We start from the raw sequence: 20870 nt of genomic DNA, 5'->3' as shown, positions 1-20870 counted from the left end.
TACTGCTTGCAAAAAACAATGAGTAAGTGTTTTAGAGAATATAGCTGATATAGTAACTCATGAACCCTTTATGAGTAAGTGTTTTAGAGAATATAGCCGATATAGTTACACATGGACCTTTTATGAGTAAGTGTTTTAGAGAATTTAGCAGTTTTAGTAACTCATCCCCCTTTAAGTGTTTTTGACCATCATGCTGTTATACGTACTCACATCCCTCATTACCCCAATCTTCTACTACTTTAAAAGATCATCATCATGTTCTTTTTTCATACCATTTGTAATTCGATTTTCCTATATAAGGAAGAATGTATCTTGTTTTACCTGTTCGGACTAGGATATAATAATTGTAAGATTTTGAACGGTCTGTAAATTTAAAGAATTATGTAGGAGGAACAGGTTGTGGTGAACGAAATGAAAGAACAAGTAAAAGTTTTTGCCCTTGGTGGGGTAGGTGAAGTCGGGAAGAACATGTATATAGTCGAAGTAGGAGATTTGATATACGTGCTAGATGCGGGTTTGAAATTTCCTGAGCAAGAAATGTACGGAATAGATCATGTTATACCTGATGTCAGTTATTTAGAGAAGAATGCTCATAAAATTGTTGGAGTTTTTATAACACATGGACATGAGGATCATATTGGTGCGATTCCATATATTATGAATAAGCTTCCTCAAGTAAAGTTTTATACAAATAAATTAGCTTATTTATTTATTAGAGAAAAATTAAGTGAAAAAGGAATAAAGAACCTTGAGCAATTTGAACTATATGATGAAAATAGCTTATTTACATTTGAGAATAGTTCTATTAGCTTTTTTAGAGTTACTCATAGTATTCCAGATTCATTTGGTTTTTGTGTAAATACAGCTCAAGGAGCGGTAGTTTATACCGGGGACTTCAAATTTGATCAATCGAAAAGTCCTTTTGCTGGTGCTGATTTAGGTAAACTTGCAATTATCGGGGATAAAGGAGTTCTATGTTTACTTTCAGATAGTACAAACGCAGAAAGACAAGGATTCTCAGGTTCAGAGAAGAAAGTAGCCGAAGAGATTAAAAAAGAAATAATGTATGCGAAGGGAAGAGTATTAGTAGCTTGTTTTTCTTCAAATATTTATCGTATTCAACAAGTTATGAATGCATGTGTTGCAGCTGAGCGGAAATTAGCAGTTGTCGGAAGTAGTATGATGAAGTCAATTGAAATAGCGAAGGAATTAGACTATTTAACAATTCCAGAGGATTTAATGATTTCTGTAGTCGATACTGATAATTTTAAAGAAAGAGATATTGTAATCTTAACAACTGGAACTCAAGGCGAGCCAATGGCAGCACTTTCTAAAATCGCAAAAGGTACACATAAACAAGTTTCAATCCGAAAAGGTGATACTGTAATAATGGCATCAACGCCTATTCCAGGTAATGAAATGTTAGTAGCGTCTTCTGTTAATCTATTATTTAGAGCTGGAGCGAATGTGATTTATGGTTATAAAAAAGTTCACGTATCTGGCCATGGCTATGAAGAAGAATTGAAATTGATGCTAGAGTTGATGAAACCTACTTACTTCATACCAGTTCACGGTGAATTTAGAATGCAAAAAGCACATTCACATATTGCAGAAGAAGTAGGAATCGCAAAAGAAAATATATTTATTGTTGAAAAAGGCGACATTGTCTCGTTTCACAATGGCCAAGCTACTCGAACAGAAAGAGTTGAAGCTGGGAACGTTCTAATAGATGGAATTGGTGTTGGTGACGTTGGAAATATTGTATTGCGTGACCGTAAACTACTGTCTCAAGATGGCATACTGATTGTAGTTGTCACATTTAATAAACAAAAAAGAGTGATTATCTCTGGTCCAGAAATTATTACTCGCGGATTTGTTTATGTTCGTGAGTCAGAAAAATTAATAACGAGATCAACTGAAATTGTAAAAAACATTACTGAAAAAATGTTGCAAAACGATCAAATTGAATGGACATTATTGAAAAATTCAATTAGAGACGGATTAAGTGCTTATTTATATGAAGAAACAAAAAGAAGACCGATGATTCTTCCAATCTTAATGGAAGTATAAATTTCAAAGGTTAAGCGCTTCATATTCCAAAGATGGGTATGATTTCCTTATTATTTTCACATACTAACTTGTATGAAAATGATAGGGGGAACCGTTGTGACATATTCAAATAATGAAACGCCAATACCAAACGAAGAAGCACCTCCAAAGCCAAATGATCAAAAGGACATGAGTATCGTTGAAAAAATTCAACAGTTAGGACAAACAAATGTTCCGACTAGTAATGATTCAAAAATACATTGTTTAACGATCATTGGGCAAATTGAAGGACATGTTGCATTACCACCTCAGAATAAGACGACTAAATATGAGCATTTGATACCTCAATTAGTAGCGATTGAGCAAAATCCTAAAATTGAAGGATTATTAATCATATTAAATACAGTTGGTGGAGATGTTGAAGCAGGACTTGCAATTTCAGAAATGATTGCATCCTTAACAAAACCTACTGTTTCAATCGTTTTAGGTGGAGGACATAGTATTGGAGTACCAATTGCAGTAAGTACTGATTTTTCATATATTGCTGAGACAGCTACAATGACGATTCATCCAATTCGTTTAACAGGTCTCGTAATTGGTGTACCACAAACGTTTGAATATCTTGATAAAATGCAGGAAAGAGTAACTCGATTTGTTACGAAGCATTCAAATATTACTGAAGAGCGGTTCAAGGAACTAATGTTCACAAAAGGTAATTTAACTAGAGATATCGGCTCAAATGTAGTCGGTGGAGATGCAGTAAAATATGGATTAATTGACGATGTTGGTGGAATTGGGCAAGCACTTGGTAAATTACAGGAATTAATTGATGAAAGAAAAGAAAAATCAACTAAAGAGGAGAATGAATTTTGATTCTTTATACAATTATGCCACTTGAATCGATTTATCCTGTTGATCAAAAAGAATATACCTCACAGCAATTTATGGAATACAATGGTGTTCCTATGTTAGTTGATAGTGTTGGGGGGACAGCTTTTGAAATTAGAAGAATTGTCAGTACCGATCCAGAGCATTATATGCAATATTCACCAGGTCAAAGAATTTTAGTTTTTCCATCTTGAGGTAATTATTAACAATACATGGTAAACATATGTTCTGATATGTTATAATAAATTCAATTTAAGAAAGCAGCCAAAAGGCTGCTTTCTTTGGCGAATCTGCAAATTTAGATGGGGGTGAATTACATGGCAAAGCAGAAGCAGCAAAAGTCAAAAGCTCGAAAGTCATCAAATGGACAAGCAAAGGGACATGGCTCAATATGGTATGAAATTAGTGGATTAATATTTTTAGCACTTTCGATTGTCACAATCTTAAAGCTTGGGATAGTCGGTAAGGTCTTTGTATTATTCTTGAGATTTTTCTTTGGCGAATGGTATATGCTTAGCTTCTTATTTATTATCGGTTTATCTGCATATAGTATTATTTACCGGAAAAGACCTCCATTTGTTTCGAGTATAACGATTGGCGGATTGTTAATCTTCTTCAGTATATTGATGTTTAGTCATGTTACTCTATTTGATTTATTAGCAAAAAATAATCAATTTAAAGATCAATCTGTCATAAAGAGTACACTAGATTTATTCCTTATCGAAGCTAAAGGTAAAATTAGTACGGTAGATCTTGGTGGAGGGATGATTGGAGCGCTACTTTTTGCAGTATTATATTTCTTATTCGATCGAACTGGTGCGATTCTCTTTGGAATAATTGCTGTTGTTGCTGGGATATTGTTTATTACTGGAAAACCACTTGGCGGTTATTTATATCAATATATGATGCCAAAAGTAAGAAATACTATTTCAGATAGTTGGAAGGATTTTGCAAATTTCTGGAAGCGAGGAAGGGAACAAAAAACAACAACTAGTAGACGAGCTGAAGCAAAGCAAAAAAGAAAATCGAGAAAAGATTCATATGAAGAAACTGAGGAAGAGGTTCCAAACAATAGTATTCCGAATTATCATATTGATCATGCATATGAAAATGAGGCTGTTGAACCGAAAAAAGAAATTCAAATTGAATATTCTCCTACATATCAGCCTCCTAAAGAGCCAAAATTTACCGTAGCAAGTGATTCAAATCAGATTCAAGCACAGTTTGCTGAAGAAGATGATCAATCAATAGACTTGCCAGTCGCCGAAGTTGGGATGGATGATAAAGTAGATTATGTTTTACCTTCATTGGATTTATTGGCATACCCAAAAGGCGTTAAAAAACGAGAAAATGAATCAAAATTAAAGGAAAATGCGGACAAGCTTGAAAGAACATTTCAAAGCTTTGGCGTAAAAGCAGCTGTAACAAAAGTACATCATGGACCAGCTGTTACGAAATATGAAGTATACCCTGAAGCAGGTGTAAAAGTTAGTCGAATTGTCAATTTAAGTGATGATTTAGCACTTGCGCTTGCTGCCAAAGATATCCGAATTGAAGCTCCAATTCCTGGAAAATCAGCGGTTGGAATTGAAGTGCCTAACACAAGTATAACGACTGTTTTATTAAGAGAAGTTCTCGAAGCAAAAAATCCTAAATTACAAAATCCATTAGCAGTATCGCTAGGTAAAGATATTGCCGGTGATGCTGTATTTGCAGAGCTTAATAAAATGCCGCATTTATTAGTAGCTGGAGCAACCGGTAGTGGAAAAAGTGTATGTATAAATGGAATCATAGTTAGTATCCTAATGAATGCGAAACCTTCTGAAGTAAAACTTATGTTAATCGACCCGAAAATGGTTGAATTAAATGTTTATAATGGGATTCCGCATTTATTAACTCCAGTTGTAACGAATCCTAAAAAAGCATCACAAGCACTTCGAAAAGTTGTTAGTGAAATGGAAAGAAGATACGAGCTTTTTTCACACTCAGGAACTCGAAATATCGAAGGTTACAATGATTTAACGAAACAAAATAACGCAATGACTGATTCGAAGCAACCTTTATTACCATTTATCGTTGTTATTGTAGATGAGTTAGCAGATTTAATGATGGTAGCTTCAAGTGATGTAGAAGATTCCATTACAAGATTAGCGCAAATGGCTCGTGCTGCAGGTATTCATTTAATTATAGCTACACAAAGACCGTCGGTTGATGTCATCACTGGGGTCATTAAAGCGAATATACCATCACGAATTGCTTTTAGTGTATCTTCTCAAACAGATTCTCGTACGATCCTTGATACTGGTGGAGCAGAAAAACTATTAGGTAGAGGAGATATGTTATACCAACCTATAGGTGCATCTAAACCAACTCGAGTTCAAGGAGCATTTTTATCAGATGATGAAGTTGAAAGAGTTGTTGAGTTTTCGATCTCTCAACAAAAGGCTCAATACCAAGAAGAGATGATGGTGAAAGAGGAAAAAGATGGTAAAACTGAAGTGAATGATGATCTTTATAATGAAGCTGTTGAGTTAGTTTCAAACATGCAATCAGCCTCGGTTTCACTACTACAAAGAAGGTTTAGAATAGGTTATACTAGGGCAGCTAGATTGATTGATGCTATGGAAGAAAATGGTATTGTTGGTCCGTATGAAGGCAGTAAACCGAGAGAAGTATTAATTAGTAAACCTGTAGAAGATGAACAGGCCTTATCTTAATAAAAATAAAAAAATTGTCGAAACATTATTGACAATTTTAGACATAGAATGATATTATTTCTTCAGATAAATTGATAGTCCTCATATAAATCCGGCGTTATGGGTCGGAAGTTTCTACATTGCAACCAATATTTGCAATACTATGGGGAAAAAGCATTATTATGGAGAAATGATTTTATACTTAACTAAAAATCAAAAACTCTTATAATCTAGCTTTTTCACCTAGTGAAACTGTAGATTATAAGAGTTTTTTTTATGTTTAAACGAGTCAAAAGTTGTATTAAAGTAATAAAAAATAAAGCGTTTTCAAAAAAGTGTTGAAATGAGTAAAAAATAACAGTATAGTAAAGAAGGATTATACGACAGATGTCTAACAACTGATGTCTGAAATCCGAAGTTTGGGGGATGGGAAATGAAGATTAAAACCGATACCAGATTGCTTTATCTCCAAGTGATGGATCGCATAAAACAAGATATTGAGAATGGTATTTATTTGCCACATCATAAGTTGCCATCAGAGTATGAGTTATCTAAAATTTTTGGAGTCAGTAGAGCAACATTAAGAGAAGCATTAAGAGTTTTAGAAGAAGAAAATATTTTAGTTAGAAGACATGGAGTAGGGACATTTGTTAAACCGAAACCGATTTTTAGGACAGGTATTGAACAATTAAGCAGTGTCTCAGAAATGATTATTGATGCTGGTAAAACGCCTGGTACAATCTTTTTAACTTCTAAACTATTAGTTCCTACAAAGGAAGATTTAAAAAGCTTTACAATTACCGAAGATGATCGCATGCATGTAGTTGAAAGAATTCGAACAGCAAATGGAGAACCTGTAGTTTACTGCATTGATAAATTACCAACAAATTATTTTAAACAGGTTCCATCATATGAAGATCATTCATTTTTTTCATTTATCCAAAAAGAAACTGGTCGAACTATCGAATACTCTAGTGCAAGAATTGAGCCAATAGGATACCACGATAAAGTATCCCCTTTGTTACAGTGTGAACCAGATGTTTCATTATTATTAATCGAACAGTTACATTTTGATGACTTAAACCGTGCAGTTTTACATTCTTATAATTACTTCAGAGCGGATCAGTTCAGTTTTAATGTTTTAAGAAAGAGAAATTAAACTGTATAGCCAAAATTATGTTTACGAAAAATAAGTTTTGGCTGGTTTGTAAATAATATTATCAGAAATTTCATTAAAAATTATTAGGGAGGTGGATCGTTAAGGTAACGATTATATACCAAGCTAGTACAAATGTAAATAAAAATTTAAGGGGGCAAAATTTTTATGAAGATGAAAAAAGCTGGTCTTGTTCTTTCAATGGCCTTAGCAGCAGGTACAATTTTAGGTGCTTGTGGAAAAGGTGGAGATACAAAAGACGCAAAAGGCGCATTTAAAGTAGGTATGGTAACTGACTCGGGTACAATTGATGATAAATCATTTAACCAAGGTACTTGGGAAGGAATCCAAGCAGGAGCTAAAGAATTAGGTTTCAATCTTAAGAATGATACTAAATACTTAAAACCTGCTGGAGAAACTGAAGCGGATTACTTAAAAGAAATCGGTAACTTAAATGATGCTGGCTTCAAATTTGTTATTACTCCTGGTTTTAAATTTGAAACTGCAATTTATAAAGCGCAAGATAAATATAAAGATGACAAATTTGTAATTATCGATGGTACACCACACTCTGCAAAAGATTATACGCCAGATGTAAAGAAAAACACTGTTTCAATCTTCTTCTCAGAGCATGAAGCTGGCTACCTAGCTGGTATTGCAACAGCAGTTCAATTAAAAACTGGTGATGTTGGATTTATCGGTGGTATGGAAATTCCCGCAGTTCAAAAATATAACTGGGGATTCCAACAAGGTGTTAAATATGCAAATGAAAAACTTGGAACAAGCATTTCTTTAAAAGCTAATAACGTAGTATATTCTGGAAGCTTTACAGACAAAGCAGCAGGTCAACAAATTGCAGCTCAAATGTATGACCGTGGCGTTAAAGCGATCTTCTCTGCAGCAGGTGGAGTAGGACAAGGTGCTATTACGGAAGCTAAAAACAGAGTTGCTAGTGGTAAAGAAGTATGGGTTGTTGGTGTTGACGTAGATCAATACGCTGATGGTATTTATAAAGATAACAAATCAGTAATCTTAACTTCAGCTATGAAAGGTGTAGCTAAAGCAGCTTCTGATATGGTAAAAGCTGAAAAAGATAAAAAATTCCCTGGTGGACAAACTTTAACTTATGATGCAAAAAATGACGGTATTGGTTTACCAAAAGAAAATCCAAACTTAAGCTCTGATACTTTAACAAAAGTTAATGATGTATTTAACAAAATTAAGTCTGGTGAAATTGTAGTTGCAAGTGAAAGAGGAAGTTTAATTAAGTAATTAGTAAATTTCTTTTTAATAATTGGTAGAAGAAGCATAGGAAAGGAGAATCCCTTTATATGCTTCTTCTACCCTATAAATGATTTTGAATTTTCATGCCTTAATCAATTGTAAGCACTTTTATTGGTAAAGCTTCCAATTGATTAGGGCGTGAGTTTCGGGTGAGTGAGAAAAAACCTCCCTAAAAATAAAAAATTATGAAAAATATTTCGAAATCAAGTAAAACTTTAAAAATAAATGACTTCGTAATATACAAGGAGGAAAATTATGGAATATGTAGTGGAGATGCTAAATATAACAAAAGAGTTTCCTGGCATTATAGCGAACGATAATATTACACTACGATTAAAAAAAGGGGAAGTTCATGCTTTATTAGGCGAAAACGGAGCAGGGAAATCAACTTTAATGTCCGTCCTTTTTGGAATGTACACACCTGAAAAAGGGATTATAAAGGTCAAGGGTAAAGAAGTTAAAATCGCAAACCCAAATGTTGCAAATGAACTAGGAATTGGAATGGTTCATCAACATTTTAAATTAGTTTCAAACTTTACAGTAACTGAAAATATTATTCTTGGTCTTGAGCCAAAAAAAGGGTTAGTAGTCGATATCAAGACAGCTGCAAAGCGTATTGAAGAGCTTTCTAAAACTTATGGCTTAAATGTTGATCCATATGCAAAGATTGAAGATATCTCTGTAGGGATGCAGCAAAGGGTTGAGATCTTAAAAACATTATATCGTAATGCAGAAGTATTAATCTTAGACGAACCAACAGCGGTACTTACTCCACAAGAGATTCAAGATTTAATGAAAATCATTAAAAACTTAATTAATGAAGGTAAATCAATCATTATCATCACACATAAATTAAAAGAAATCAAAGCTGTTGCTGATCAATGTACAGTTATTCGTCACGGAAAATACATTGGTACAGTTGGTGTTAAACAAACTTCTGAATCTGAAATGGCCTCTATGATGGTCGGACGTCAGGTGTCTTTCAAGGTAGAGAAAGAAGACTCAAAACCTGGCGAAGTTGTACTAGATGTTAATAATTTAAGTGTTAAAAATAATAAAAAAGTTTTAGGTTTAAAAAATGCTTCTTTACAAGTACGTGCAGGTGAAATCGTTGGTATTGCCGGAGTTGAAGGGAATGGACAATCTGAACTTGTTGAGGCAATAACTGGATTAAGACCGATTGAAGAAGGTTCTATTCTACTAAAAGGTAAAGATATTACAAAGGATAGTATTCGTCAGAGAATTCATAGTGGTATTGCTCATATTCCTGAGGATCGTCAAAAAAGAGGACTTGTTCTTGAATATACAATTGAAGAAAATGTAGTTTTAGAGATTTATAATCAAGAACCATTTTCTAAATATGGCGTGTTAGACAAGGCAGCAATAGCTAAACATGCAAAAAAAATTATTGAAGAATTTGATGTGCGATCTGGTGAAGGTGCGAAAACGGTTGTTGAATCAATGTCTGGTGGGAATCAACAAAAAGCAATCATTGGTCGTGAAATTGAACTTAAACCGGAATTGTTAATTGCGTGTCAGCCAACACGTGGATTGGATGTAGGTTCGATTGAGTATATTCATAAGAGATTAATCGAGCAAAGAGATAGTGGAAAAGCTGTTCTACTAATCTCGTTAGAGCTTGAAGAGGTTCTTAATTTATCTGACCGCATTGCAATTGTAAATGCTGGTGAAATCATTGATATTGTTAATGCTAAAGAAACGAATGAAGATGAATTAGGATTAATGATGGCTGGTATAAGGAGAGGTGAAGGGGCATGAAAAAAGGAGGAATCATTTCTCTAATTGCCATTTTATTAGGATTAATAGCTGGAGCAATCTTAATTTTTGTTACAGGTAGTGATCCAGTAGAAGGATTTACTTATTTATTCCAAGGTGGATTAAAGGATCCGGAGCGTATTGGTAATACATTAGCAACTGCTACTCCGTTAATTTTAACTGGACTTTCTGTTGCATTTGCATTTAGAACAGGCTTATTTAATATTGGTGCAGCTGGTCAAATGCTTTTTGCAGGGTTTTGTGCTTCTGCAGTAGGTTTAACTGTTGATTTGCCTACACTAATCTTAGTTCCCTTGATGGTTATTGTAGCATTTATCGCAGGTGCAGCTTGGGCATTTATTCCAGGATTATTAAAGGCAAGATTTAATGTTCATGAAGTAGTTTCAACAATTATGATGAACTGGATTGCTTATTGGACTGTTTATTATTTAGTTCCACAATATTTTAAAGGTAGTACAGAAACTGAGTCAAAAATGCTTGCAGACTCTGCTACTTTAAAAATGCCATTTTTATCTAGTTTATTTGGAGATTCATATATAAACTTCGGGTTATTTGTTGCAGTTATTATGGTAATCGTTATTTCATTTATCATAAACCGCACAGTATTAGGTTATGAATTAAAGGCTGTAGGTTATAACCGTAGTGCAGCTGAATATGCAGGGATTTCTGTAAACAGAAATGTTATTTTATCAATGATGATCTCAGGTGGACTAGCTGGTTTAGCTGGTGTAGTTCAATTCGCTGGTAACTCTTCATTAATTCAAATTGGTGTTTTACCTACTGAAGGATTCGATGGAATTGCAGTAGCACTTTTAGGAATGAATACGCCAATCGGAGTATTTTTCTCAGCTATATTCTTTGGAATCTTATATTCTGGTAAAGGTTTTATGAGTGCAATGACTTCAATTCCACCAGATATCGCTGATGTTATTATTGCAATCATTATCTATTTCTCAGCAACGAGTATTTTAATTAAAAAAGTTATTGATCGAGTGACTAAATCACGCAAGTACAAGGACAGCAATGTAGGAGAGAAGGTGAAATAAGGCATGGATTTAATTATACAAATTTTCCCATATGCAATTGCCTATACGATTCCATTATTAATCGTAGCATTAGGTGGTTTATTTTCTGAGCGAAGCGGTGTCGTAAATATCGGTTTAGAAGGATTAATGGTTGTCGGAGGTTTTTCAAGTGCCTTAACAATTTCTAAACTTCAAGAAACTCATCAAGGAGAAACATGGGTAATCTGGGTAGGAATTCTAGTTGCAGTTCTTGCAGGTGCTTTATTTTCACTATTACATGCATTCGCAAGTATTAATTTACACGCTGATCAAGTAATTAGTGGTATTGCAATCAATATGATTGCTGGTGCTTTAACGATTTTCTTAGCTAGAAATATAACTGGATCAGGTAATATCAGCATTAATGGTATTACTCGTACAGATATTCCATTATTAAAAGACATTCCGATACTTGGAGATTTATTCTTCAAAAATACGTATTCGACAACATGGTTAGTAATCGGGATTTTATTAATTAGTACATTTGTACTTTATAAAACTCGTCTTGGTCTACGTCTACGTGCATGTGGTGAATATCCTCAAGCAGCTGATGCAGCGGGTATTAATGTATACCGTGTTCGTTATTTAGGTGTAATTATTTCAGGTGCATTTTCTGGATTAGGTGGAGCTATTATCTTAGTAACTTACTCTGGCGAATTTACAGGAAGTGTAGCAGGTCTTGGTTTCTTAGCGATTGCTGCATTAATTTTTGGACAATGGAAACCACTTGGAATTTTAGCTGCAACATTATTCTTTGGTGTAGCTACAACAATTGCCAATGTATCTCAAGTTATTCCAAGTTTGGCTCATATACCACCATTAGCATTAAAGCTATTCCCGTACGTAGTAACTTTAATTGCGCTAGTAATATTCTCAAAATCTTCACAAGCACCAAAATCTGTTGGTGTTGCTTATGAAAAAGGTAAACGATAAATAATATTTTCTTAGAAGCCTCCTATATTATATATAGGAGGCTTTTTTTTAGTCAGTTTAGAAAATTCATTAAAATATGGTTTAAAAGGAGGTACTGAAAATAGGAACTTTCTTTTTTATTTGAAATAAATATTTTGGGTAAACTAAGCAGTAGGTTTTATTTTTGGTAAATTTAGAGATACAATGAAGATATTGGAAATAAATATGAGTAAATAATAATTGACTAAGGAGGGTTCAATTTGAATTTGTTACAATACAAAAATAGTGATATTAATGGCATTAAACTACATGTGGTTACGACAGAAAAATTTAAAACAAATTCGATTACACTAAAAGTACGTGGAAAACTTGAAGAAGATACAGTATCGTACCGTGGAATTTTACCTTATGTATTACAAAGTGGTACGAAAGATCTTCCTACTAATGGTGAAATTAGAAGAAAATTAGAAGAATTATACGGTGCAACCTTCTTTGTAGACGTCTCAAAAAAAGGTGATTATCATGTTATGTCGTTTACAATTGATGTTGCAAATGAAAAATACCTTTCAAATCAAAGCTCTTTATTAAATGAGGCTCTTTCGCTTATAGCGTCAATATGGCAAAATCCATTTTTAGAAAATGGTGCATTTTCAGCTAAACATGTTGAAACTCAAAAAAGAACGCAAATACAACGAATCCAGTCGATTAACGATGATAAATTGAAATTTGCAAATCAACGACTAGTGGAAGAAATGTTTAAGGATGAGCCATATGCATTACTTGCAAATGGAAAAACTGAGGATGTTAATTCAATTACAGCTGAATCTCTTTATAAATATTATGAAAAAGCCCTGCAAGAAGATTTAATTGATCTTTATGTTGTTGGTGATGTTGAATTTGATCAATGTAAACAATTGGTTGAAGAAAACTTTCGAAATACTACAAGTGAGAAAGTCACTGTTGATACTGTAAAAGCAACTCCAATTAGTTCACCTAATGAAGTAATTGAAGAGCAAAAATTGAATCAGGCTAAGCTACACATTGGTTATACAACTGAAATTTCCATCAAAGACCCAGACTATTTTGCACTTCAAGTGTTTAATGGGCTTTTTGGCGGATACTCACATTCGAAATTATTTATCAATGTACGAGAAAAAAACAGTTTAGCATACTATGCTGCTTCGCGTTTTGAAAGCCATAAATCAATCTTAATGGTAATGTCAGGTATTGCATCTGAAAACTATGAAAAAGCAACGACAATCATTGCTGAGCAGCTAGAAGAAATGAAAAAAGGAAATTTCACAGAAGCAGAAATTGATCAGACAAAACTAGTTATCAAAAATAGCTTATTAGAAAGTATGGACACGGCTTATGGAATAATTGAAACTTTATTCAATGATCAGGCAGCAGGTAACGAACGTCCGATTGAAGACTGGATACCTGCAATTGAAAAAGTTACAAAAGATGAAATGGTAGCTGTAGCTAATAAAATAAAACTGCATACAACTTATTTCTTAAAAGGTCAGGAGGGAGCATAATGGAAAAAAAGTATTTTGAACAATTGAATGAAACTCTTTATTTCGAAGAGCTTGAGAATGGATTAAAAGTATATATTCTTCCGAAGCAGGGTTACAACAAAACATATGCGACCTTTACTACTAAATATGGTTCGATTGATTCTGAGTTTATTCCATTAGGAAAAGATGAAAAATTGGTTGTACCAGATGGAATTGCTCATTTTTTAGAGCATAAATTGTTTGAAAAGAAAGATGGAGATGTATTCCAGGTTTTTAGTAAACAAGGTGCTTCTTCAAATGCATTTACGAGTTTCACGCGAACAGCTTACTTATTTTCAGCTACGAATAATGTAGAACAGAATTTAATAACATTAATTGATTTTGTTCAAGAACCTTATTTTTCTGATCAAAGTGTTGAAAAAGAAAAAGGAATCATTGGCCAAGAAATTAAAATGTACGAAGATAATCCTGATTGGAGACAGTACTTTGGGATGATTGCTAATTTATATGGTAAACATCCAGTTAGAACTGATATTGCTGGTACGGTTGAATCAATATCAAAAATTAATAAAGAATTATTATACACTTGTTACGAAACATTTTATCATCCAAGCAATATGTTATTCTTTGTTGTTGGTCCGGTAGATCCTGAAGAAACAATGAATTTAATTAGAGATAATCAAAATAAAAAGACTTTTAAAGATGCTAATGAAATTAAGAGATTTTTCCCAGAGGAAACTCCTGAATCTGCAGAAAAGAAAAAAGTATTACATATGAATGTCCAATCATCGAAAGTACTCGTTGGAATAAAGGACTTTTCTGCGCCTAAAGGTGGAAGCGAATTACTAAAACACGAATTATCTATTTCCATCCTACTAGATTATTTATTCGGAAAAGGTTCAAATACGTATCAACAAATGTATGAAGATGGTTTAATAGATGATTCGTTTTCATATGATTACTCTGCCGAAAATGGTTTTGCGTTCGCAATTATTGGTGGAGACTCAACTTCACCTGAGAAACTTTCTGAAAAAATCAAAGAAGTCTTATTAGACACTAAAAACCATGACTGGGAAAAAGAAATTGTCGACCGGGTAGTTAAAAAGAAAATTGGAGGATTTTTACGTTCATTAAATTCTCCAGAATATATAGCGAATCAATTTACAAGATACGCATTTTTAGATATGCATTTATTTGACATAGTATCTGTGTTACAATCGATCTCGATAGAGGATTTAAAAGCAAGTGCAAGTCATCTAATTAATGATGACTATATGAGCGAATTTTTCGTTCTTCCGCATTAAATGAGTTTTAATTACTAAAAGCATCCTTATTAGGGTGCTTTTTATTTAAAATGGGGAAAAAACTAAATAAGCAGATTTAAGGGTATATTAAGATAATAAATATATACTTATTACATAATATGCGTAATAAATAGATTCTTTGTCGTAACAAATCCCTAATAATGTTTAAACCCCTTAAATCTGCCTTTAATATGGAGATTAGTATGAGAAAAAGAATATTAGTAATAGGAGCTAGTGGAGACATAGGCTTGGCTATTTCAAAAAAAATAATAAATGAAAAACATGATTTAGTTGTCCACTTTAACAGTAAGAAAGAGCCACTTAACGAAATCCTAGAACTAGCTAGAGAGCATGAATTAAAATGCCAATTAGTTCAAGCGGATTTATCAGAAAAAAATGGCGTTGATGTTTTAACGTCACAAATTGTTGATCAGATTGATTCAATTGTTTATGCGTCTGGATTTTCGATTTACGGACTAATTAATGAAGTAAGTGATCAAGAAATTGATCAATTAACTCAATTACATATTAAAAGCTTGATAAAAGTAGTCAATTATTTTCTTCCAAATATGGTGGCGAAAAAATCTGGAAGCATTGTTGTAGTTTCTTCTATATGGGGGCAAATCGGTGCATCTTGTGAAGTGCTATACTCTACAACTAAAGGTGCTCAAAATGCATATGTAATGGCTCTAGCAAAAGAATTAGGGCCAAGCAATATAAAAGTAAATGCAGTCGCGCCAGGTGCTGTAAAAACGAATATGTTAAATTCATTTACGGAAACAGATTTAATCGAAATTGCAAATGAAATACCGATGAGTAGATTAGCACTACCAAGTGAAATCGCCAATACGGTAAATTTCCTAATTTCCGAACAATCTTCCTATATAACTGGTCAAATTCTTGGAGTAAACGGCGGATGGCACACTTCTTAAAAAAATTTCGAGTCGAAAGTTATTTATTTCACATATTTTACCTTTTATATTATGGTGAAATCGTTTATTATTAAATAGAGTTGTAAGTAGTTAACAAATAGGGGGTATAAGTATGGAGTTAATCGAATGGTATTTTGAGTATGAAATACATAAGAATCGCCCTGGACTACTTGGAGATATTGCTTCGTTAATCGGTATGCTAGGGATTAATATTTTAACAATTAATGGTGTCGACACAATGAAACGTGGTATGCTACTTGGTTGCGACAATGATGATCAAATTACAAGATTTGAATCAATTTTAAATACTATGGACAACATAACAATAATTAAACTAAGAAAACCAACTCTTAGAGATCGTTTAGCTGTACGACATGGTACTTATATCCAACGAGACGTAGATGATAAAAAGACTTTTCGTTTTGTTCGCGATGATTTAGGTATGCTTGTTGATTTTATGGCAGAGTTATTTAAACAGCCAGGCCATAAGCTAATCGGAATCAGGGGGATGCCTCGCGTTGGTAAAACTGAATCAGTAGTAGCAGCAAGTGTTTGTGCAAATAAACGCTGGTTATTTGTATCATCAACATTAATTAAACAAACATTAAGAAGTCAATTAATAGAAGACGAATATAATTCAGACAATGTATTTATTATTGATGGTATTCTCTCTCATAGAAGAGCAAATGAACAACATTGGCAATTAGTTCGCGAAATTATGGCAATGTCTTCTGTGAAAGTAGTAGAGCATCCAGATGTATTTGTACAGCAAACTGAATACTCTTTAGAAGATTTTGATTACATAATTGAATTAAGAAATGATGAAAATGAAGAAATTAAATATGAACTTGTAGACCAAATGGACAAAAATGGACACAACTCGTTCTCTATGTTTGATTTTTAAAGTTAGTTGGGGTGTAATTTGTGACAGAATTAGGAAAATTTTTAAAAGAAGCAAGAGAAGCCAAAGGCTTATCAATTGATGATGTACAAGAGTTAACGAAGATTCAAAAACGTTATCTTGAAGCAATTGAAGAAGGTAACTATGAAATATTGCCTGGGCAATTTTATGTTCGTGCATTTATTAGACAATATGCAGAAACGATTGGCGTTGATGTGTCGGGTTTTCTATCTGATAAACCTGTCGTAGAAGATACTGTTGAAGCAAATACAATTACAGAAGAAGTAAAGCATGAAGAAATTCCTAGTAGAGCATCAAAACTAAAAGAACCATTAAACAACGTTAAGTCGTCGCGTGTAATGGATTATTTACCAAGAATATTAATAGCAATTCTAATCATGGGAATCTGCATTGCTATCTATATGATGCTCCCATCAAAAAATGATGAAAAGTCTGCTGATACAAACCAATCTCAAACTAATTCTAATTCTGAAATAGAAAAACCAAAAAATAATGCTCTAGATCAGGTTAAAAATGATAATAAGAAACAAACAGAGAAAGCGAAAAATGATGAGACTAAGCAAGAACCGACTCAAAAAATTACAGTTGACGCTGCTCAAGGAAAACGCACTTCAATTTCATTATCTGGTACAGATGTATTTAAATTAGAAGTGGTTGCTAATGGTGAAAGTTATGTAGATTTGAAAAATGCTTCGGGAAAAATGTTTTATAGTGGGATTTTAAAACAAGGACAAACTCAAAACTATGACTTAACAGAAGAAAATGAAGTAACGGTAAATATTGGTGCTTCAAATAATGTTGAGCTAAGAATTAATGATGAGGTATTTAAATATCCAGTTAGTCCAACAAATGCTGTTCACCAAAAGATTACGATTAAAAATTTAAAAATGAATCAATAGTCATCTTTAAGATGGCTTTTATTCATTTATTATAAATTGCTTCATTTTCTAGAAAGTTTTGGAGGGTTTTACCATGAATTTACCAAATAAGATTACAGTATCAAGGGTTTGCTTAATCCCATTATTTATGCTGGTTGTTTTAATAGATTTTGGATGGGGAAATATTACGTTAATTGGTGATTCGATACCAGTTAACCACCTAGTAGGAGCAGGGATTTTTATTATTGCCTCTGTAACTGATTTTATTGATGGCTATTATGCACGAAAATTTAATTTAGTTACTAATTTTGGAAAGTTCCTAGATCCACTAGCTGACAAATTACTAGTATCTTCAGCGTTAATAATTTTAACTGATTTTAACTACGTTCCCGCGTGGATTACAATTGTCATTATAAGTAGAGAATTCGCTGTAACTGGTTTAAGAATGATCTTAGCTGGTACAGGTGAAGTTCATGCTGCAGCAATGTTAGGTAAAATTAAAACTTGGGCTCAAATCGTTGCGATTTCAGCTTATTTCCTACATGACTTCCCATTTAATTTCTTACCATTTTCAATTGCAGATGTAGCACTTTGGGTTGCGTTATTCTTTACAGTATATTCTGGTTGGGATTATTTTTATAAAAATAGAGATGTTCTTATTAAATCAATGTAAAGAATTAAAAGGGGGAAATGATTTTGAAGCGTGCTGAAATAATTGCTGTAGGGACTGAACTACTTTTAGGTCAAATTGCAAACACGAATGCGCAATTTTTGGCTAAACATTTATCTACACTAGGATATCACCATCATTTCCAAACGGTTGTAGGAGATAATTCAGAACGACTTAAACATGCGCTTGAAATCGCTTCAACAAGAAGTGATTTAATTATCTTAACTGGTGGATTAGGACCAACGAAAGATGATTTAACAAAAGAGGTTGTTTCTGAATTTGTACAAGAAACACTTGTATACCATACTCCATCACTTGAGTACATTGAACAATATTTTATTAAAGTTAATCGACCAATGACTGAAAATAATAAAAAACAAGCATTGGTAATTAACAATGCGCACGTCTTATTAAATAAAAATGGAATGGCTCCTGGGATGGTTTTTGAATCTAGTGACAAGCAATTTGTTCTATTACCTGGACCGCCAAGAGAAATGATTCCGATGGTTGAAAATGAATTAATTCCTTATTTCTTAAAAGGTAAGGAAGCAAATACAATTATCTCAAAGGAACTCAAGTTTTTTGGGATCGGAGAATCAATTTTAGAAACTCAAATTCTTGATTTACTTGAAAACCAATCGAATCCAACAATTGCTCCTTTAGCTAGTGAAGGAGAAGTAATGCTCCGAATTACAGCAAGTGCTAGTAATAAACAAGAGGCAGAGAAATTAATAGGACAAGCTGAAGAAAAAATTCGAGAGCGTGTTGGGCAATTCATATACGGTACTAACGGTGATAATCTATTTACCGTTTTATCAAGAAAGTTGAAGGAATTTAAACTGACTATATCTGCTGCTGAAAGTTTAACGGGTGGACTTTTCAGTAAAAGAGTGACAGACATTCCAGGCAATTCGTCCATTTTTAAAGGAAGTGTAGTTTGTTACACGAATGAAATGAAACAAAAACTAGTAAATGTATCATCAGATATTCTGGCAAATAACGGTGCAGTAAGTGCAGAATGTGCTAAATCACTAGTTGAAAATATTCAAAGATTAACAGGTAGTAATATTTCGATTAGCTTTACTGGTGAAGCAGGACCTTCAACATTAGAAAATGTGCCAGTAGGAAAAGTTTTTATTGGAATAAAAATGAATGATAATGAACCATTCATTAAAGAGTTCCAATTCAGTGGTACTAGGGAACAAATAAGATTATCAAGTGTTAAGAATGGCGCAAATATGCTGATTAAATTACTTCATTCAAGTTTTGAAAGTCAAGACTTATAAAATTAGATAGGTTATTTTATAATAAAAAAGCTCGGTTATTTAGCCGAGTTTTTTAATTTTATAGTTTTCATATTAATAAAAATCTAGTTTTATAGTTAAATAAATACGAAACAAACGTTTCTATTCTTTGGAAATTAAGTTTAATCTCAAAAAAAATCGAATAAACGTTCTATTTTTTAGTTGGCAAACGAACAAAAAACAGTTATTATATAGTTAATAGATAAATGAATCCTTAAGGAGGAATCTTAATGAGTGATCGCCAAGCTGCTTTAGATATGGCTTTAAAACAAATTGAAAAACAATTCGGTAAAGGTTCAATTATGAAACTAGGGGAACAAACAGATCGCCGAATTTCAACTATTTCTAGTGGATCGTTAGCACTAGATGTTGCATTAGGTGTAGGTGGATATCCAAGAGGCCGAATTATTGAAGTATATGGTCCTGAAAGTTCAGGTAAAACAACTGTAGCATTACATGCAATCGCTGAAGTTCAAGCAAATGGAGGACAAGCGGCGTTTATAGATGCTGAGCATGCATTAGATCCTGTCTATGCTCAAAAATTAGGTGTAAACATCGATGAGTTATTATTATCTCAGCCTGATACAGGTGAACAAGGACTTGAAATTGCAGAAGCGTTAGTTCGTAGTGGTGCAATTGATATTATCGTTGTTGACTCAGTAGCTGCATTAGTTCCGAAAGCTGAAATTGAAGGAGACATGGGTGATGCTCACGTAGGTCTACAAGCTCGATTAATGTCTCAAGCATTACGTAAACTTTCAGGTGCAATTAACAAGTCAAAAACAATTACAATCTTCATTAACCAAATTCGTGAAAAAGTTGGGGTTATGTTCGGTAATCCTGAAACGACTCCAGGTGGACGTGCGTTAAAATTCTACTCTACAATTCGTTTAGAGGTACGTCGTGCTGAACAATTAAAACAAGGTAATGATATTGTAGGTAACAAAACGAAGATTAAAGTCGTTAAAAATAAGGTAGCACCACCATTCAGACAAGCAGATGTAGATATTATGTATGGAGAAGGTATTTCTAAAGAAGGGGAAATTCTTGATATTGGATCTGATTTAGATATCGTTCTTAAGAGTGGAGCATGGTATTCTTACAATGAAGAACGTCTTGGACAAGGCCGTGAGAATGCTAAGATATTCTTAAAAGAAAATAAAGATATACGTGATACGATTAAACAATCGATCCGTGTTCACCATGGCTTGGATAACCCTGTTATCGTTACTGAAACAGATGACGAAGATCAATTCTCTTTATTAGAAGAATAAATTTTTTCCTGAAAAAAATTTAAGAAACTAAGATTATAAAAGACAAACCAAAAATGCGGGTGCTTATTAAAAGTGCTCGCATTTTTTAAATACAGGAAAAGCAAAGTCCGAAAGAATAGTAGTGATGTTTTTTAAATTTTTTTCCTTTAATCTGAATCGCTTTAAACTGTCCTCAAATCCTATGGATAACGTGGAGGCTGTAGTCAAAAACTCCCTATTTTTT

17 protein-coding genes and 1 riboswitch are annotated in these 20870 nt (G+C 33.3%); all 17 genes read left to right on the top strand.

Features of this window, described 5'->3' with window-relative positions; translation table 11 throughout:
- The first annotated feature begins 411 nt into the window (after nucleotides 1-411).
- The 17 genes from CN601_RS25380 to recA all read left to right on the top strand — a co-directional run bounded on the left by CN601_RS25380 (nucleotide 412) and on the right by recA (nucleotide 20647).
- Nucleotides 412-2070: a ribonuclease J gene (locus CN601_RS25380; protein WP_098117765.1), complete on the top strand. Its 1659-nt coding sequence runs from the start codon at nucleotides 412-414 to the stop codon at nucleotides 2068-2070.
- A gap of 168 nt (nucleotides 2071-2238) precedes the next feature.
- A complete protein-coding gene (locus tag CN601_RS25375) occupies nucleotides 2239-2922 on the top strand; it encodes a ClpP family protease (RefSeq protein WP_257131817.1) in 684 nt (227 codons plus the stop codon).
- Nucleotides 2919-3131, top strand: a complete 213-nt coding sequence (locus CN601_RS25370) for a YlzJ-like family protein (RefSeq protein WP_098172736.1) — start codon at nucleotides 2919-2921, stop codon at nucleotides 3129-3131. The genes CN601_RS25375 and CN601_RS25370 overlap by 4 nt, the downstream gene beginning before the upstream one ends.
- Nucleotides 3132-3254: 123 nt before the next feature.
- Complete coding sequence (locus tag CN601_RS25365) at nucleotides 3255-5654, top strand: DNA translocase FtsK (RefSeq protein ID WP_098172735.1); 2400 nt, start codon at nucleotides 3255-3257, stop codon at nucleotides 5652-5654.
- 61 nt (nucleotides 5655-5715) lie between these two features.
- A riboswitch (purine riboswitch) is annotated at nucleotides 5716-5817 on the top strand.
- Between the two features lie 249 nt (nucleotides 5818-6066).
- Nucleotides 6067-6792, top strand: a complete 726-nt coding sequence (locus CN601_RS25360; protein ID WP_098117454.1) for a GntR family transcriptional regulator — start codon at nucleotides 6067-6069, stop codon at nucleotides 6790-6792.
- A 171-nt stretch (nucleotides 6793-6963) separates the two neighbouring features.
- Nucleotides 6964-8061, top strand: coding sequence for a BMP family lipoprotein (locus CN601_RS25355; protein ID WP_218923278.1), 1098 nt, complete (start codon nucleotides 6964-6966; stop codon nucleotides 8059-8061).
- Nucleotides 8062-8328: 267 nt separating this feature from the next.
- Entirely contained in the window at nucleotides 8329-9852 is a 1524-nt protein-coding gene (locus tag CN601_RS25350; RefSeq protein ID WP_098172734.1) for an ABC transporter ATP-binding protein, read from the top strand.
- A complete protein-coding gene (locus CN601_RS25345; RefSeq protein WP_098117451.1) occupies nucleotides 9849-10916 on the top strand; it encodes an ABC transporter permease in 1068 nt (355 codons plus the stop codon). The genes CN601_RS25350 and CN601_RS25345 overlap by 4 nt, the downstream gene beginning before the upstream one ends.
- Nucleotides 10917-10919: 3 nt before the next feature.
- Nucleotides 10920-11867 (top strand): ABC transporter permease, encoded by a 948-nt coding sequence (locus tag CN601_RS25340; protein WP_098117450.1) that lies wholly within the window; start codon nucleotides 10920-10922, stop codon nucleotides 11865-11867.
- A 245-nt stretch (nucleotides 11868-12112) separates the two neighbouring features.
- Nucleotides 12113-13384: an EF-P 5-aminopentanol modification-associated protein YfmF gene (yfmF, locus tag CN601_RS25335; RefSeq protein WP_373605009.1), complete on the top strand. Its 1272-nt coding sequence runs from the start codon at nucleotides 12113-12115 to the stop codon at nucleotides 13382-13384.
- Nucleotides 13384-14667 (top strand): EF-P 5-aminopentanol modification-associated protein YfmH, encoded by a 1284-nt coding sequence (gene yfmH / locus CN601_RS25330; protein ID WP_098117448.1) that lies wholly within the window; start codon nucleotides 13384-13386, stop codon nucleotides 14665-14667. Before yfmF ends, yfmH begins: the two co-directional genes overlap by 1 nt.
- Nucleotides 14668-14870: 203 nt before the next feature.
- Nucleotides 14871-15599, top strand: a complete 729-nt coding sequence (gene ymfI, locus CN601_RS25325) for an elongation factor P 5-aminopentanone reductase (protein WP_098117447.1) — start codon at nucleotides 14871-14873, stop codon at nucleotides 15597-15599.
- Between the two features lie 112 nt (nucleotides 15600-15711).
- Nucleotides 15712-16503, top strand: coding sequence for a DUF3388 domain-containing protein (locus CN601_RS25320; RefSeq protein ID WP_098117446.1), 792 nt, complete (start codon nucleotides 15712-15714; stop codon nucleotides 16501-16503).
- Nucleotides 16504-16523: 20 nt separating this feature from the next.
- A complete protein-coding gene (locus CN601_RS25315) occupies nucleotides 16524-17420 on the top strand; it encodes a helix-turn-helix domain-containing protein (RefSeq protein WP_098117445.1) in 897 nt (298 codons plus the stop codon).
- A gap of 73 nt (nucleotides 17421-17493) precedes the next feature.
- A complete protein-coding gene (gene pgsA, locus CN601_RS25310) occupies nucleotides 17494-18072 on the top strand; it encodes a CDP-diacylglycerol--glycerol-3-phosphate 3-phosphatidyltransferase (RefSeq protein WP_098117444.1) in 579 nt (192 codons plus the stop codon).
- Between the two features lie 17 nt (nucleotides 18073-18089).
- Nucleotides 18090-19355 carry a competence/damage-inducible protein A gene (locus CN601_RS25305; RefSeq protein ID WP_098117443.1) on the top strand — a complete coding sequence of 422 codons (1266 nt, stop codon included), beginning with the start codon at nucleotides 18090-18092 and terminating at the stop codon, nucleotides 19353-19355.
- Between the two features lie 248 nt (nucleotides 19356-19603).
- On the top strand, nucleotides 19604-20647 hold the full coding sequence (recA, locus tag CN601_RS25300; protein WP_098117442.1) for a recombinase RecA: 1044 nt from the start codon (nucleotides 19604-19606) through the stop codon (nucleotides 20645-20647).
- Nucleotides 20648-20870: the final 223 nt, after the last annotated feature.

Source organism: Bacillus sp. AFS017336 (assembly GCF_002555445.1).
Classification (GTDB): Bacteria; Bacillota; Bacilli; order Bacillales; family Bacillaceae_G; genus Gottfriedia.
The sequence above is the reverse complement of the archived record's forward strand: the minus strand, read 5'-3'. Positions and strand labels throughout refer to the sequence as shown.

What these genes read in the sequence shown, in the direction of transcription:
- CN601_RS25380 (WP_098117765.1), top strand. Translation starts at nt 412, where the DNA reads ATGAAAGAACAAGTAAAAGTTTTTGCCCTTGGTGGGGTAGGTGAAGTC.
- CN601_RS25375 (WP_257131817.1), top strand. Translation starts at nt 2,239, where the DNA reads ATGAGTATCGTTGAAAAAATTCAACAGTTAGGACAAACAAATGTTCCG.
- CN601_RS25365 (WP_098172735.1), top strand. Translation starts at nt 3,255, where the DNA reads ATGGCAAAGCAGAAGCAGCAAAAGTCAAAAGCTCGAAAGTCATCAAAT.
- CN601_RS25360 (WP_098117454.1), top strand. Translation starts at nt 6,067, where the DNA reads ATGAAGATTAAAACCGATACCAGATTGCTTTATCTCCAAGTGATGGAT.
- CN601_RS25355 (WP_218923278.1), top strand. Translation starts at nt 6,964, where the DNA reads ATGAAAAAAGCTGGTCTTGTTCTTTCAATGGCCTTAGCAGCAGGTACA.
- CN601_RS25350 (WP_098172734.1), top strand. Translation starts at nt 8,329, where the DNA reads ATGGAATATGTAGTGGAGATGCTAAATATAACAAAAGAGTTTCCTGGC.
- CN601_RS25345 (WP_098117451.1), top strand. Translation starts at nt 9,849, where the DNA reads ATGAAAAAAGGAGGAATCATTTCTCTAATTGCCATTTTATTAGGATTA.
- CN601_RS25340 (WP_098117450.1), top strand. Translation starts at nt 10,920, where the DNA reads ATGGATTTAATTATACAAATTTTCCCATATGCAATTGCCTATACGATT.
- yfmH (WP_098117448.1), top strand. Translation starts at nt 13,384, where the DNA reads ATGGAAAAAAAGTATTTTGAACAATTGAATGAAACTCTTTATTTCGAA.
- ymfI (WP_098117447.1), top strand. Translation starts at nt 14,871, where the DNA reads ATGAGAAAAAGAATATTAGTAATAGGAGCTAGTGGAGACATAGGCTTG.
- CN601_RS25320 (WP_098117446.1), top strand. Translation starts at nt 15,712, where the DNA reads ATGGAGTTAATCGAATGGTATTTTGAGTATGAAATACATAAGAATCGC.
- pgsA (WP_098117444.1), top strand. Translation starts at nt 17,494, where the DNA reads ATGAATTTACCAAATAAGATTACAGTATCAAGGGTTTGCTTAATCCCA.
- CN601_RS25305 (WP_098117443.1), top strand. Translation starts at nt 18,090, where the DNA reads ATGATTTTGAAGCGTGCTGAAATAATTGCTGTAGGGACTGAACTACTT.
- recA (WP_098117442.1), top strand. Translation starts at nt 19,604, where the DNA reads ATGAGTGATCGCCAAGCTGCTTTAGATATGGCTTTAAAACAAATTGAA.